A 15,714-nucleotide genomic window follows, 5' to 3' on the forward strand; every position below is an offset into this window, starting at 1 on the left:
CAGATGTGCTGCCGAAATAAGAAAGAAGGCTATTGATGTTTGTTCTTATTCCAATTGAAAGGAAAAATTACCGAAGTTTCATTGCTACAATATTTGTCAAATGAACTCCAAAAACTACATGGCAGTTTCTCTCTTCGACCAACTACTCCAATCAACCGTCCATTTTCCATTGGGAATATACTGTACTTTGTATTGCCAAAAACGAACTAACTGTGCATATTTATCTCTACAAGTCATTTCTTCTGCAAAAATTGCATTGATATTGAAGACATTCCAAAGGTCTATGATTGCATCTGTTAGTTGTTGTGCCTGTTTTTTGGTGAGTTTGTAAAAAGGAGGGAACTCATAGTGTTCAATACCAAACCATTCAGACATACTTTTGCAGGGAACTTCAATGAAAGAAGCTGGAAGAGAAGAAGGATGATTGCAGGTTTCATCGTAGGCATTGACCACTTCTCCAATGTTCATCTTCGCATTGTAAAGATCTTGTAGTAAATAATCTATATACTTCTGCATAGTCGTATGTTTTTATCGTAGGTGAGTGTTACAGGAAAATTCAAAAAAATAGAGTTATATACCTTAAATGTAAACAGTAGGGAAGTATCAATGAAATTCAACGGGAAATTTTGGTGAGGTTGGACGAGGATTGGTGTATTTTTGCCGTTGAAAAAAGAGAACTTGAATGGGAAAATAAAAGAAAAAGGAGTGGAAAAAAATGGTTTGAGGATAAGTTTTCCCCGATTTACTTCAATTTTTTTCTTCAAAACAAACCACAAGGTGTTGAAAGTTAAGGTTAAAACCTTATTTGTGGTGAAGAAAAGTAAATGGTAGTAAATCATTCTCATGCAAATGTGGATTGGTGCTTAGAATTACTGTTGGTTTAAGGCTGAGAAAACAGTTTATTAAAACTGAGTTCTAATATACATAATTTTTGGGAAACATTACCCACATCCCCAAGTTTTCTTTGTTTATTTTTGTTCCTAAAATTAAATCCGATTATCATGCGAAAGAAAGTATATCATTTGGCAAGTTGTAGCACAAATCAGAAAATATTGAAGGAAGTAGAAATAGGAGATGAGTTTGAATACCAGAACATCAAGGAAGAAAAAATTACTCCTGACCAATTGGCAGAAATGAAAGAACTAGCTGGAAGTTATGAAAGTCTTTTTAGTAGAAGGGCAAGGAAATACCGTCTTTGGGAATTGAGTAAGAAAGAATTAGGTGAAGATGACTACAAAAACTACATTTTAGAAGAATACACTTTCCTTAAACGTCCTATCTTTTTGGTGGGCAATCAATTGTTTTTTGGCAGTATGAAGAAAAGTTTGGAGAGTTTGAAAGAGGTTTTGGGGAAGTAATTTAAGGTGTTGGTATTTTGGAGTGTTGTTGGAAATACAGCATAACACAAAATAAATGACATAAAAACACATTTTTAATAGTTTAAAGCAAAAGTACTTCAATACGAAACTCGAAAACTCCAACACAAAAAAAACACAAACACCCTAGTACATCATAAACTAATACAAGTGGCAACTTAAAAGAGTGTTCTCTGCTTATCGTGATTTTGATTTGCTCAATAATGGCCCAATATCTGCTATTTATTTAATTTTTGTTGTACTAACAATCCAACACAAAAAAACACAAACACCCTAACACATTAAAACTCCAACACAAAAAAAATGAAAAGAATTCTCGAATGTGTCCCCAACTTTTCAGAGGGACGAAACATGGACATTATCCAACAAATCACGACACAGATTGAAGCCATCGAAGGAGTGAAACTGCTCGATATAGACCCCGGCAAAGCCACCAACCGAACCGTTGTAACCTTTGTAGGAGAGCCAGAAGCAGTAGTAGAAGCGGCATTTCAAGCCATCAAAAAAGCGGGAGAAGTGATAGACATGTCCAAACACAGCGGCGAACATCCCCGTTTTGGCGCAACCGATGTTTGTCCACTCATACCCATTGCAGGAGTCAGTATGGAAGAAGCCGCAGACTATGCCCGTCAATTGGCGGCAAGAGTTGGGCGTGAATTGGGGATTCCGATTTACCTCTACGAAAGTGCGGCAAGTCAGCCCAATCGCAAAAATTTGGCAACCGTGAGAGCAGGTGAATACGAAGGATTGCCTAAGAAGTTGAGTGATGCCAATTGGATTCCCGATGCAGGGCCTGCTGAATTCAATGAACGGGTCAAGAAAACAGGCGTAACTGCTATTGGCGCACGAGATTTTCTGATAGCTTACAACGTAAACATCAACACAACTTCCACACGTAGAGCCAATTCAATTGCTTTTGATGTGCGAGAAAATGGCCGCATCAAACGAGAAGGCGATCCGATTACCGGCAAAATAGTGTTGGACGAGGCGGGAAATCCCATGCGGGAAAGGGGAGCTTGCAAAGCGGTGAAAGCCATCGGTTGGTACATTGAAGAATATGGTCAGTGTCAAATTTCGATGAACCTCACCAACATCAACCTGACCCCTTTGCACATTGCATTCGACGAAGTATGCAAAAGTGCACAAAACAGAGGAATGAGGGTGACAGGTTCTGAATTGGTGGGTTTGGTGCCATTGAAGTCCATGTTGGCGGCAGGGCGTTATTTTTTGAAGCAGCAACAACGCTCTGTGGGAGTGTCGGAGGAAGAACTGATTCACATTGCCATAAAAACTATGGGTTTAGACGAATTGACTCCTTTTGACCCTCAAAAGAAAATCATCGAATACTTGCTGCAAGATGTCAACAAAACGCCTTTGCTGCATAAGAATTTGCAGGAATTTGCGGACGAAACAGCCTCAGAATCACCTGCTCCTGGAGGAGGTTCTATCTCCGCTTATGTGGGGGCTTTGGGGATTTCGCTCGGTACAATGGTTGCGAATCTTTCGGCACACAAACGAGGATGGGATGAGCGTTGGGAAGAATTTTCGGATTGGGCTGAAAAAGGACAGACTTTTAAACAGCAGTTGCTGCAATTGGTGGATGAGGATACCGCTGCCTTCAATGGCATTATGGATGCTATTCGGCTACCCAAAAAGACAGACGACGAAAAACTGGCTCGAAAAGAGGCTCTGCAAAATGCCACTAAAAATGCGATTGAAGTACCTTACCGAATTATGGAAATTTCGCTTGCATCTATGGAGGTATTGAAGGCGATGGCGCAAATAGGCAACCCCGCTTCGGTGTCGGATGCAGGTGTGGGGGCTGCTTGTGCGAGAACGGCGGTAATCGGAGCTTTTCTGAATGTGCAAATTAATGCGGACGGATTGGAAGACAAACAATTCATTGCAGAAAAACTACAAAAAGGAGCTGCAATGGTGGTAAATGCAAAGGCTTTGGAGGCGGAGATTTTGGAGATAGTCGAGAAAAAAATAAACGGAATGTAAAACTACTCAGAAAAAAAGCCCTTTCTCTCTATTTTGAAAGAACGGGCTTTTTGTGGAGTACATTATGAACTTGTCACTCCAACTGTTGTCAAATATTTAGAAACTTGGAAGAGTTAATTAATCAAACTCCATCAATAACTTGATGATATCCAATAATTCAGCTCGATTGAATCGGTTTTCAGCAGCACGAATCAATTCAAGAAAATAACCAAAGTTATCCACATCATCTTGTTCATCATCACTATCTTCAACCTTTTCTTCTGCTACATCTTCCTCTTCCTCCTCATTTTCTTCCTCTTCGTCCTCTTTGCCCAAATATTTAATAGCAAACTCTTGATACAATTCAATGTGTTCGTATGCTAAACGCAATGCTTTGGTAACGACGGGATTTCCTTCCTGCAAAGCAATCTCACGTAGTTCCTGTAATTGCTCGACAACCATATCAGGCTGAAAGCCTTTTTCGTTGATTTCTTCTCGAATATCGTTAATCAACGCAAGAGCATCTATTGTTTTCATCGTATGTTAAATATTTATTTTTTGTTGGCTGCAAAAATAACAAGTTTATTCCGATTTGAAAGCCGAGCCTTGAAAATCTTTGAAGATAATGAAAAAGAAAGCAGCAGACTTTCATTGGATTTTGAGCCTTTTGGCTAATTTTGAGCTATCTAACGAAATCATAACAAGACTATAAATTCTTTCTTACCTCAAAAACAGACTAAAAAATATGCAAAAAACAGAAATTTTAGGAATCGACATAGGTGGCGGTGGTATCAAAGCAGCCATTGTAGATATTCAAACTGGTGCTTGGAGAACAAAAAAAAGCGATTGGTTTACAATGGAGATGCTCGAAAAGGATACATTTCCTGATGGTTTAGATAAAGATAATTTATGGTATGAAATTCAAACCCCTAGAGAGCCTAAACTTACTCCCAAACAAATTAGAGAAATTTTTGAAGATATTGTAAAGCACTACAAATGGAAAGGCTTGATTGGACTTGGTTTCCCCGCCATTGTTCAGAATGGCATCGTTCGGAGTGCGTCCAACATCCATAATAAATGGTTAGATGTACATTTACCTACCTTTTTATCCAAAAACTTACCCGATGTAGCCATTGCTGCCATGAACGATACAGATGCGGCAGGGATTGGCGAAATGACTTTTGGAACAGGCAAAGGGAAAGAAGGTTCTGTATTGGTATTGACTGTCGGTACGGGTATTGGCTCTGCATTGTTTATTGATGGTCAGCTTGTTCCAAATACTGAGTTTGGACACTTTTTCATGAAAGTTGACAAGAAACTCTATGGAAAAGATTGTGTATTGGCAGAAGATTTTGCATCTAGTTATACCCGCAAAAAAGCAGAGTTGAGTTGGGAGGAATGGGCTGATAAAAGATTGAAGGAATACCTGCGATGTGTTCAGCGTTTGTTATCTCCTGAATCTGTGATTATTGGAGGTGGAGCGAGCAAAGACGTGCGTTTTAACCAATACAAACCTTTTTTGAAAGATACAGATTTTGATAAACTGTATGCCCACAAACACAAAACTGAGGGACGTGCTAAATTAGAAATGGAAATCTTGCCTGCCAAATTGCGTAATTATGCGGGCATTATTGGAGCAGCGGTCGGCGCAAAATCATTGGGGGATTTGCAGACTATCACAAAGGAAGTTTGATGGCGGAAAATTTTGCAGTCTTTGTATTAATATGAGGAAGTTATTTTTTCGTTGTTGCTTACTGACTAAGGAACGAATGAAAATTAAAAATGCACTTTGCAATCAGCCATTTATGAAATAAACTTTATAAAGTTACTTTTGAATCGTTCCTAAAACCAATGGTTCGGGTAGTTTTTACTAAACGCAGAGATTTGATTATCATCTAATTGCAAAAGTTCAATTTGTGTTTTAATAGATTGATCTTCAATTTTTTAGAAAAAAAACTACGAACTATTGTAAAACTAAATTTCAAAAAAAAATGATAGACAAAGATTTAATCGAGTTTATAGACCATATTCTGGAAGAAGATATTCGGGAAGGAGACCATACTTCATTGGCTTGTATTCCTGCTACTGCAATGGGGAAGGCGAGATTGTTGGTAAAAGGAGAGGGTATTCTGGCAGGTATTGATTTGGCAAAGCAGATATTTGGACGAGTAGATGAAGGATTGCAGATAGATCTTTTTTTGGAGGATGGAGCCACTGTGAAATATGGTGATATTGCCTTTTTTGTGGAAGGTCGAAAACAGTCTATTCTCACCGCTGAAAGGGTAGTGCTGAACTGTATGCAGCGAATGAGCGGCATTGCAACGATGACTCACCGATATGTATCGAGGCTCGATGGGTTGAAGACAAAGGTATTGGACACCCGCAAAACTACGCCCGGTTTTAGAGCGATTGAAAAGTGGGCGGTTCGAATTGGCGGGGGAACCAATCACCGTATGGGTTTGTACGATATGTTGATGATTAAGGACAACCACCATGACTTTTGTGGAGGCATCACCAACGCTGTCCTTACTGCCCGTAAATACCTCAAAGATAAAAACTTGGAACACCTTCAAATTGAACTCGAAGTTCGCAACATGGAGGAACTGCAGGAGGCTTTGACGGTTGGGCAAATTGACAGAATCATGCTCGACAACTTCGATGTGCCTACTACTCGGAAGGCGGTGGAATGGGTGAACGGGCGTTTTCCCTTAGAATCATCTGGCGGCATTACCCTTGATACGATTCGAGGTTATGCAGAAACTGGCGTAGATTATGTGTCAGTTGGCGCATTGACCCATTCTTATGAGAGTTTGGATTTGAGTTTGAAGGCTATGTAAACTAACCTGCTAATCACTCTATTACTTTCTTGACCGTCAAAGAATCTTCGCAATCCAACAGCAACTGCAATGTGCTTTTTTTAAGAACAGGATGTTGGAAATCTGGAATAAGTTCGCAAAGAGGAATGAGCGTGAAACGGCGCAAATGCAAATAAGGATGGGGGATTATCAAATCAGGAGCTTCAATGATTTGCTTCTCAAAAAACAAAATGTCAATATCCATTGTCCTTGTACCCCATTTTTGCAACTTTTTACGCTCTAGTATGGCTTCAATAAGGTGAATCTCTGCCAACAGTTCGTGTGGTGAAAGTTCGGTTGATACACACAATGCTTGATTCAAAAAATCGGGTTGGGTTTCTACGCCCCAAGCAGCAGTTTCGTAAATGGAAGAAACTGCCTCTATTCGGCCAATTTTTTCACCAATCAATTCTCTCGTTTTTTGAAGGTTCAAAAAACGCTCACCTAAATTTCCTCCAATCAATAGAAATGTTTTGTTCATAAGACAAAGTTGCAAAAATGTTTCAAATCGTTAAAAAAAACTAAATTTGTTCTGTAAACCTATTAATTACGGAACTTTATTGCTTCTTATGGGCTTTAGATAGTTGATTGTCCAAAGTTTAATAAAAATGCCTTACAGAGACCATCAATAAATTAAAAAACGATACATGAAACAATTTTTTAAGTTTGTATTAGCCACCATAGTAGGCTTGTTTTTGGCCTTTTTCTTATTTTTTTTCATAGGAGGGCTAATTCTTAATTTTGCCACTGAAGACCAAGGAATTAACCTAAAAACCAATAGTGTATTGAAGGCAAAATTCGATACAGAACTTCCTGAACAAAGTCAACCTTCCCCCATCAACTCCTTCAATCCTGAATCGTTTATTCCTAAAAAACAGATGGGGCTCAACGATGTTTTGCAGAACATTCGCATCGCCAAAGAGGATGACAATATAAAAGGCATGTATTTAGAGCTCAGTGGCATACCAAATGGTTTGGCTACTACTTCGGAAATTAGAGAAGCCATTGAAGACTTTAAGACATCGGGTAAATTTGTGATTGCTTATGGTGAAACAATGACCCAAAAAACTTACTATTTGGCTTCAATTGCAGATAAAGTATATTTGAATCCGAAAGGTGTTATTTCAATCAAAGGTTACCATACGGAGTTGGCGTTTTTCAAGAACTTGCTCGACAAATGGGAAATAGAGCCAGAGATTTTTTATGCTGGAAAATTCAAAAGTGCGACTGAGCCTTTTCGCAGGGCGGATATGAGTGAACCGAATCGGGAACAAATTCAGTCTTTTTTGCAGGAGTTTCACCAAGATTATATCGAAAAAGTAGCTGCTGCTCGAAATATGAGTCCTCAAAAATTGGAGGAAATCATGAATCAACTTTTGGTACGTAATGCTGAAGATGCTAAAGAACAAGGTATTGCAGATGATATATTTTATGAGGATCAAGTGTTTGACGAAATCAAAAACAAGTTGGGATTGGGTGAGGATGAAAAAATCAATTTTGTGGATATTTCGGATTATACGGATGCTAATAACCGTCCCCAAAAGAAAAAATTGGCGAAAGAAAAAATCGCTATCGTTTATGCTCAAGGTAGTATTGTGAGTGGAGAGGGGGAGGACGGGCAAATTGGTTCTGAAAAATATGCCAAAATCATTCGAGATATTCGCCAAAACAAAGATGTTAAGGCGATTGTATTTCGGATCAATTCGGGTGGAGGTAGTGCTCTCGCTTCTGAAATTATATGGCGAGAGTTGGAAATGGCTAAAGAACAAGGCATTGCAGTTGTAGCATCTATGGGTGATGTTGCAGCTTCGGGAGGTTATTATATTCCTGTGGCAGCAGATACCATTATCGCTCACGAAAACACCATTACGGGGTCAATTGGCGTATTTGGCGTGTTGGTCAATGCCAGCGAATTTTACAACAACACGATGGGGATTACTTTTGACCGAGTGAAGACCACGCAATATTCCGATTTCCCAATTTCTCCATTCCTCACTCGTCCACTCAACGAAATGGAGAAGGAAGTATTCAAACAAGGAATTGACGAAATTTATGTTTCCTTCAAAGAAAGAGTTGCCGCAGGTCGTCATACCGATACAGCAAGGGTAGAAACCTATGCTCAGGGGCGTGTTTGGACAGGCAAACAGGCTTTGGAATTGGGTTTGGTGGACAAGTTGGGTTCGTTTCAAGATGCGATTGACATTGCTGCTGAAATGGTGGGTTTGGATAATTATCGCATCGTTGAATACCCTCGCCAAAAAGATCCTTTTCAAGCTTTGATTGATGATTTGATGCAAGTGCGGGTACAGTCTTCTATCAAAGAAGAGTTGGGGCCTTTTTACCGTTTCTACCACCAATTGAAGGAGTTTTCCGAAATGGAAGCGGTGCAAATGAGAGTACCGTTTGAGTTGGAGGTGGAGTAGGTTTAGGAATGCCTAAAAAATAAGTTCCCGATTTAGACTTTTGTAGTTTCATTTAAAAATGTATCAGAAGGAAGAAAATCAACTTTCTATCAACAGAAAACTACAAAAGTCTTCGTATCAATTTAGGAAGTTATTTTTTCGCTGTTACTTATTTTTTTGGAAGAAAGAAGAGTTGTGAAAATTTAAAACAATAAAAGGGCAAATCTATATAGATTTGCCCTTTTATTGTTTAATTCATCTAACATGGAGAAAACCGTACTGTAAAGAATTTTGCCAATGAATCATCTTAATTTATTGAAAAAAAACACAATGCTTTAGTTTTTAAATACTAAAATTCTGCAATAAAAATGCGCTGATTTAATAAGCGGGATTTTCAAAAAATCACCAATCAGAATTCAAATATCTTCTATCCTAATAAAGGTAAAATGACTTTACAAACTCAACATTACGACCCAAGATAGAGGCGTTTGAGGGCGCATTATATTCCTTTTTTCATGTGTAGACCTATACTTCTTAAACATTTTCCTCTTCCACCTCCAAGTAGCTTTTGAAGTAATCATAGGTTGCATTCTGAGCACGAATCGACTCATTATTATCAGGATTGGGCTTATGTGGATTGTTTTTTTCTTGATCGTGGATTCTTGCTTTCACATTGTCTTTCCACTGAAAAGTTAAGATGTCTTTGAGGCGAGTGACCATTTTTTCGTCATACACAGGGCAAGCCACTTCAATGCGTCTTCTAAGATTGCGTTCCATCCAATCGGCAGACGAAATATAACTTCGCTGATTGCCGCCATTGCAGAAAATGTAAACCCTTGAATGTTCGAGGTATTTGTCCACAATGCTGATTGCTTCAATTTTGTCACTCAATCCTTTTACCCCAGGTTTGAGTGAGCATATCCCCCTTATAATGAGTTGAATAATTACACCAGCCTGCGATGCTTCATATAGTTTTTCGATCATTCCTTCATCGTTTAATCCATTCATTTTGGCGATGATGTATGCCTCTTTGTTTGCTTTAGCATTGGCGATTTCGATATCTATAAAGTCGAATAAAGTATTGACTAAGTGATAAGGAGAAACCAATAAGTGATTGAAGACAATGCTGGCAGAAGGTTGCTGATTACTTTCTATCATTTTGAAGACCTTGAACACATCTTTGGTGATGCCTTTGTGGGCGGTGAGTAAACTGTCATCTGCATATACCCGTGCAGTATCTTCATTGAAGTTACCTGTCGAAATATTGGCGTAATGCACAATCTTACCTTCCTCTTCTCGTCCTACCAATAGTAGCTTGCTGTGGATTTTAATATCTTGTTGGCCGTGAACTACTTTCACGCCTTCACTCTGCAATTCTTTTGCCCAGCGAATATTGGCTTCTTCGTCAAACCGTGCTTGTAATTCAATTACAACAGTTACATCCTTGCCATTTTTCTTTGCGCTGATGAGTGCGTTGATGATGTTGGAGCGTTTGGCCACTCTATAAAGAGTCGCTTTGACGTATTTTACTTTTGGGTCTATGGCTGCTTCCCTTAGAAAATCAATCACAGGATGAAAGGATTGGTAAGGGAAATGCAACATGATGTCGCGTTTTTTGATGATTTTAAAAAGGCTGCGATTGGGATTGATGTTTTTGTGCGCCAATGGTGGATTGGGGCGGTTGCTAAGGTCAGGAGGACCCAATGTAGGAAAGTCCATAAAGTCTTTGAAATTGTGGTACCTACCTGCTGGAATGATATTATCATCGGCTCTAATCTTTAATTTTCCAATCAAAAATGCCAATAAATCTTTGTCAATGTCTTGGTCGTGTATGAACCGAACTGCTCGTCCTTCTGTTCGTCTTTGAACTGCAATGCTCATGAGTTCTAAGAAACTTTTCGATACATCGTTGTCTATATCCGTTTCGGCATCTTTGGTGATTTTGACCGTGTAAGCACTGTAATGGTCGTAGCCAAACATCGAAAAAATTTCGTGAAGGCTATAGCGTATTACATCATCTAAAAGAAGTATATTTTTGCCGCCTTCTTCTCGTTCAAACACAAAAAAACGGGCCACTTTGCTGGTCGGAATTTCTATCAACGCAAAATCTTTGTCTTTCGTTTTGTTGTCTTTTTCTAAAACAACAGCCAGATATATAGACCCATCTTTTAGTTTGGGTAAGTGTGACAGGTTCTTAATCATGATTGGCACTAAAACTGGACGTACCTTGTCATGAAAATATTGAATGACTTTTTCACCTTGTCGGGCAGTTAAGTTCTGTTCGTCAATAATGTGAATATCATGGGCCATCAGCTCTTTTTTGATGTCCTCATATATTCTTTCAAAGCGTTTTTGTTGTTTCATGACGGTTGTGTGAATCTCCTTCATGATTTTTTTAGGATTGAAGCCCAATTTGTTTTTCACCTCCTTGTTCTTCACCCCTTTATTGTCGTCAAGACTGATAATTCGTTTTAGACTTGCTACCCTAACTCTAAAAAACTCATCGAGGTTGTTGGAGAAAATGCCCAAAAACTTAATCCGCATCAACAAAGCCATTTCTGAATCTTCGGCTTCTTGAAGTACTCTTTCGTTGAAAGCGAGCCAGCTAATTTCTCGATTGACATACCTATTTCTCTTGCTTATCTGCCCCATATTCCTTTTTTGGTTAAAAAAATATTAGAATAAAATGCTTTCTTTTTCAGTACCACTACAATATTTTAGGGTACATAAAAAACATTAATTCTGCGTCTGCATCTTCAATTTCCCTCCAATCGTTTGTGTCAAACTGAAAACACACTGCACCACAAGTAGGTATTTCCTCTAAATCGCTTTCGGTGAAACTGCTGGCAAGATGTGAAAAAGTAGGATTGTGTCCAAAAATCATCACAATATTATATTGATGATCTATTTTTGTAAGCACATCCATTACGTCTTTTCCACTGTAATCAAATACATATAATTTTCTGTTTTTTTCTATGTCTTTCTCTGGATATGATAATTCTGCTGCAATCAGTTTCGCAGTTGTATAAGCCCTTTTTGCAGGGCTGCTGATCATTAGGTCTGGTTCAACGCCTTTTTCCTTCAAAAAGATACCCATTTGAGGTGCATCTTTTTTCCCTTTCTTGTTGAGAGGTCTATCAATATCATCAAGGCTCAAATCTTTCCAGCTTGACTTAGCATGACGTATTAGGTATAATGTCTTCATTTGGTTTTCATTGAGTTATGGCAATTGATTTTTATAACCAATTACAATTTTTTAACAAAAGATTCTTCAAAATTAATATTTTAGTCCTAAATTACAACATCATTTTTAACCTTTACAAAACAAACAACATGGGAAAGATTGATTTGCTATCTATTTCTACACTTCCACCTAAAGATATTGACAAAAAAAAGATAAAAGAAAAGACCCAAGAGTACAACGACCGACTGAGGGAACTGCAAAAAGTGCTGTACTCAGAGTCAAAATGGGCATTGTTAATCGTCTTACAGGGCATGGATGCAAGCGGCAAAGATGGTGCAACGAGAGATGTATTTTATTCTGTCAATCCGCAGGGGGTTCGGGTTAAATCTTTTAAAAAACCAACGACCGAAGAAGCATCTCACGATTTTTTGTGGCGGGTTCACAAATGCGCTCCTGCAAAAGGTATGATTCAGGTCTTCAATCGTTCACATTACGAAGAAGTGTTGATAGTGAGGGTCGAGAATTGGATTACAGACGAGGAAGCCTACCGCCGTTTTGACCATATCAACAATTTTGAGCGATTTTTACACGATTCTGGTACACGCATTTTGAAGTTCTACCTCCACATTTCGGAAGAATCACAGCGAGAGGATTTTTATGAGCGTGTCACTGAGCCTACCAAACGCTGGAAATACAGCGCAGACGACCTCGACAAAGCCAAACAATGGCCTGCCTATCGCAAAGCCTATGAGGAAGCCATCGAAAATTGTAGCCCTGAAACGAGTCCGTGGATCATTGTGCCTTCTGATAAAAACTGGTACAAAGAATATCTTATTAGCAAACACATTGTTGAAGCTTTGGAGGCGTTGAACATGGAATATCCTGATGGTGATATAGACATGAATGACCCCGATTTGATAGAATTGATGAAGGAATTTGAAGGATGAACATTGAATTAGAACAAGATTTATCCCAACTTTTCGAGCAATGGGCAAGCGAAAAACCCACTTCAATCGTAGCCCTTGCTCCATCAGGTTCACCCCGAAAATACTACCGTCTGCAAAGTGAAACCAAAACGGCAATCGGAACTTATGGCCCTAATGCCAAAGAAAACCATGCCTTTGTGACCTTCTCCAAGCACTTCAAAAGCAAAGGTTTACCCGTCCCCAATATCTATGCAGTAAATGTGGAACAAAACATGTATCTACAAGAAGATTTGGGTGGAACGGCACTATACAATATGCTGCCCGAAAATGACGCACCTTTCTCCAATGAGTTGCTTCAATTGTACCGAAAATCGGTCGCAAAATTGGCAGAATTGCAGGTGAAAGGAGGTGAAGGATTGGACTATTCAGTGTGTTACCCGCGTGCAGCTTTCGACAAACAATCCATTTTGTGGGACTTCAATTACTTCAAATATTACTTTCTCAACCTCTGTCATTTTCCCTTCGATGAACAAGCATTGGAGGATGACATCAACCGATTTGCCGATTATTTGCTGCAAGAAGACCACCATTATTTTATGTTTCGGGATTTTCAGTCCCGCAACATCATGATTCGAGAAGGCGAACCCTTTTTTATTGACTATCAAGGAGGAAGACAAGGCGCATTGCAGTACGATTTGGCTTCCCTTTTGTACCAAGCGAAAGCAAATATTCCGCACTCGATTCGCCAAGAATTGCTAAAGCATTATTTAGATGTTGTGGAAACAATGGTGGAGGTGGATAGAGTCAAATTTGAAGAATACTACTATGCTTATGTCTTGATTCGCTCCATTCAAGTTTTGGGGGCGTATGGATTTCGGGGTTTGATTGAGCGCAAAGAACATTTCCTCAAAAGCATCCCCTTTGCGCTTCAAAACATTCGATGGATTTTGGAAAATGTGCAATTCCCAGTTGAAATGCCTAAACTGCTTGGTGCGCTCTCCAGTATGGTTGCCTCCAATGAGTTCGCTCCCTTCAATCGCTTCAAGGGCGTAGAAAGTCCACTGACGGTTTACATCCACAGTTTTTCCTACAAAAAAGGCTTGCCGACCGACGATTCGGGCAATGGCGGAGGCTTCATTTTTGACTGCCGCTTTCTCCACAATCCTGGACGCTACGAACCCTACAAAAAACTCACAGGAAGGGATGAATCGGTTATCCAATTTTTGCAGCAGCGCAGCAACATTGCCGCTTTTCTCGACAATGTTTTTCAAATCGTAGATGAAGCGGTAGAAAATTACATCGAGCGAGGTTTCGCCAGTTTGCAAGTGAATTTTGGCTGCACGGGCGGTCAACACCGTTCGGTCTATTCTGCCGACCAACTCGCCCAACATTTGAAGGAAAAATATGGGGTGAAGGTGGAATTGAAGCACATTGAGCAGGAGCGGAAAGGGTGGGTGAATTAGTTTTTTTACCAAAAGCAGTTGTTTTTTTGTACTTTTGGTAAAAAGTATAAAAATGATAATTGGACGGCAAAAAGAAATTAAAATACTCAAAGATGTGCTTCAATCTCCAAAAGGTGAAATGATAGCAGTCATTGGCAGAAGGCGTGTTGGCAAAACATTCTTGATAGATACTGTTTACGAAGACCACATTATTTTTAAGCAAACAGGCGTGAGAAATGCCTCAGACGAAGCACAGTTGAGGGTTTTTATGCAAAAGGTAGAAGAACTTGCAGGTGAAAGATTAGAGGCTCCAAGAGATTGGTTAGATGCCTTTTTTTTGCTCAAAAAAGCATTGAAGCCTCACCTTCAAACAGATAAAAAACTGGTATTGTTTTTCGACGAACTATCTTGGTTGGCAGTTCCCAACTTCAATTTTTTGGATTATTTAGGACACTTTTGGAACGATTGGGCCTATCTTCAAAATATTGCTATCGTTCTTTGTGGCTCTGCTTCTTCGTGGATTATTCAGAAGGTCATCAATGACAAAGGAGGCTTACACAATCGAGTCACCAAATACCTACACCTCAAACCTTTCACCCTCGCTGAAACGGAAGCATACCTAAAAACAAGGCACTTCACTTTTACCCGATACCAAATCACACAAATTTACATGGCTTTTGGTGGTGTTCCCATGTATTTGGAATCCATAGAACGAGGCAAAAGTGCGATTCAAAACATCAACGACATTTGTTTTGCAGAAACAGGACTGTTGAAAAACGAATTTCACCGCCTATATGCAGCACTTTTTGACAATGCCGACCACCACATTGCAGTCATTCGTGCTTTGGCAACGAAGCACAAAGGATTGAGCCGAACAGAAATTATCAAAGAAGCAAAAGTGCCGAACGGAAGTTCGACTTCAAAAGTATTGGAGGAGTTGGAACAATCAGATTTTATCCTTGCCTATCATCCTTATGGCAAAAAAAAGAAAGATAAAATATACCGTTTGATTGATGAGTATTCGCTTTTTTATTTGCAATTCATTGAAAATCAATCATATGAAGGGGATGGCACTTTTATGCAGTTGAGCCAATTGCAAGAGTTCAAAATTTGGAGCGGCTATGCTTTTGAAGGAATTTGTATGAAGCATGTTCCGCAAATCAAAAAGGCATTGGGCGTGTCAGGGGTTTATACCACGACTTATTCTTATTTGAAAAAAGCAACCGAGAACGAAAAAGGACTGCAAATTGATATGTTTTTGGAGCGAGCCGACCGAGTTATCAACCTCTTTGAAATCAAATTTTACAACACTGAATTTACTCTAACAAAAGCCTACGCTGACCAACTGCGGGAGTGTTTGCACTTGTTTATGCGGCTGTCCAAAACTCGCAATCAGGTGGTGATGACCATGATTACTACTTTTGGCTTGAAAGACAAGACATACAGTTTGGGTTTGGTTGAACCTGTTTTGACTTTGGAGGATTTGTTTTTGAAGTAGGCTTCAATTTTTAATTTGCCTAAGTCTCTGCGCTTAATTTCCTTCACT

Annotated in this window: 14 protein-coding genes; 9 read left to right on the forward strand and 5 right to left on the reverse strand. The window is 39.3% G+C overall.

Translation table 11 applies throughout. The features are described 5' to 3' along the window. Positions 1 to 114: 114 nt before the first annotated feature. A complete protein-coding gene (locus R3E32_00930; GenBank protein MEZ4883267.1) occupies positions 115 to 516 on the reverse strand; it encodes a hypothetical protein in 402 nt (133 codons plus the stop codon). Between the two features lie 485 nt (positions 517 to 1,001). On the opposite strand from R3E32_00930, the gene R3E32_00935 reads away from it, so the two are divergent. Beyond that, positions 1,002 to 1,358: an ArsC/Spx/MgsR family protein gene (locus R3E32_00935; GenBank protein ID MEZ4883268.1), complete on the forward strand. Its 357-nt coding sequence runs from the start codon at positions 1,002 to 1,004 to the stop codon at positions 1,356 to 1,358. A 321-nt stretch (positions 1,359 to 1,679) separates the two neighbouring features. Then, positions 1,680 to 3,380, forward strand: a complete 1,701-nt coding sequence (gene ftcD, locus R3E32_00940) for a glutamate formimidoyltransferase (protein MEZ4883269.1) — start codon at positions 1,680 to 1,682, stop codon at positions 3,378 to 3,380. Positions 3,381 to 3,497: 117 nt separating this feature from the next. Here the strand turns inward: ftcD and R3E32_00945 are convergent, their stop codons facing one another. Further along, on the reverse strand, positions 3,498 to 3,896 hold the full coding sequence (locus R3E32_00945) for a hypothetical protein (GenBank protein ID MEZ4883270.1): 399 nt from the start codon (positions 3,894 to 3,896) through the stop codon (positions 3,498 to 3,500). Between the two features lie 3 nt (positions 3,897 to 3,899). Between R3E32_00945 and R3E32_00950 the strand changes: the two genes are divergently transcribed. The 3 genes from R3E32_00950 (at position 3,900) to nadC (ending at position 6,196) form a co-directional block, all read left to right on the forward strand. Then, on the forward strand, positions 3,900 to 4,034 hold the full coding sequence (locus R3E32_00950; GenBank protein MEZ4883271.1) for a hypothetical protein: 135 nt from the start codon (positions 3,900 to 3,902) through the stop codon (positions 4,032 to 4,034). Between the two features lie 70 nt (positions 4,035 to 4,104). Next, positions 4,105 to 5,052 carry an ROK family protein gene (locus R3E32_00955; GenBank protein ID MEZ4883272.1) on the forward strand — a complete coding sequence of 316 codons (948 nt, stop codon included), beginning with the start codon at positions 4,105 to 4,107 and terminating at the stop codon, positions 5,050 to 5,052. 298 nt (positions 5,053 to 5,350) lie between these two features. After that, on the forward strand, positions 5,351 to 6,196 hold the full coding sequence (nadC, locus tag R3E32_00960) for a carboxylating nicotinate-nucleotide diphosphorylase (GenBank protein ID MEZ4883273.1): 846 nt from the start codon (positions 5,351 to 5,353) through the stop codon (positions 6,194 to 6,196). A gap of 13 nt (positions 6,197 to 6,209) precedes the next feature. Here the strand turns inward: nadC and folK are convergent, their stop codons facing one another. Continuing rightward, positions 6,210 to 6,695: a 2-amino-4-hydroxy-6-hydroxymethyldihydropteridine diphosphokinase gene (gene folK / locus R3E32_00965; GenBank protein MEZ4883274.1), complete on the reverse strand. Its 486-nt coding sequence runs from the start codon at positions 6,693 to 6,695 to the stop codon at positions 6,210 to 6,212. A 166-nt stretch (positions 6,696 to 6,861) separates the two neighbouring features. Here folK and sppA point away from each other — a divergent pair, with 166 nt between their 5' ends. Further along, positions 6,862 to 8,637, forward strand: coding sequence for a signal peptide peptidase SppA (gene sppA, locus R3E32_00970; GenBank protein ID MEZ4883275.1), 1,776 nt, complete (start codon positions 6,862 to 6,864; stop codon positions 8,635 to 8,637). A 513-nt stretch (positions 8,638 to 9,150) separates the two neighbouring features. Here sppA and ppk1 read toward each other — a convergent pair. Next, positions 9,151 to 11,268: a polyphosphate kinase 1 gene (gene ppk1, locus R3E32_00975; protein MEZ4883276.1), complete on the reverse strand. Its 2,118-nt coding sequence runs from the start codon at positions 11,266 to 11,268 to the stop codon at positions 9,151 to 9,153. A 55-nt stretch (positions 11,269 to 11,323) separates the two neighbouring features. Further along, positions 11,324 to 11,821 carry a histidine phosphatase family protein gene (locus R3E32_00980; GenBank protein ID MEZ4883277.1) on the reverse strand — a complete coding sequence of 166 codons (498 nt, stop codon included), beginning with the start codon at positions 11,819 to 11,821 and terminating at the stop codon, positions 11,324 to 11,326. A 128-nt stretch (positions 11,822 to 11,949) separates the two neighbouring features. Here R3E32_00980 and R3E32_00985 point away from each other — a divergent pair, with 128 nt between their 5' ends. The 3 genes from R3E32_00985 to R3E32_00995 are packed head-to-tail and all read left to right on the forward strand — an operon-like array spanning position 11,950 to position 15,666. Continuing rightward, entirely contained in the window at positions 11,950 to 12,747 is a 798-nt protein-coding gene (locus R3E32_00985; GenBank protein MEZ4883278.1) for a polyphosphate kinase, read from the forward strand. After that, complete coding sequence (locus R3E32_00990; GenBank protein ID MEZ4883279.1) at positions 12,744 to 14,189, forward strand: RNase adapter RapZ; 1,446 nt, start codon at positions 12,744 to 12,746, stop codon at positions 14,187 to 14,189. Before R3E32_00985 ends, R3E32_00990 begins: the two co-directional genes overlap by 4 nt. A gap of 52 nt (positions 14,190 to 14,241) precedes the next feature. Then, positions 14,242 to 15,666 carry an ATP-binding protein gene (locus tag R3E32_00995; protein MEZ4883280.1) on the forward strand — a complete coding sequence of 475 codons (1,425 nt, stop codon included), beginning with the start codon at positions 14,242 to 14,244 and terminating at the stop codon, positions 15,664 to 15,666. Positions 15,667 to 15,714 lie beyond the last annotated feature (48 nt).

Source organism: Chitinophagales bacterium (genome assembly GCA_041392475.1).
In the GTDB taxonomy this organism is placed as follows: domain Bacteria; phylum Bacteroidota; class Bacteroidia; order Chitinophagales; family UBA2359; genus JAUHXA01.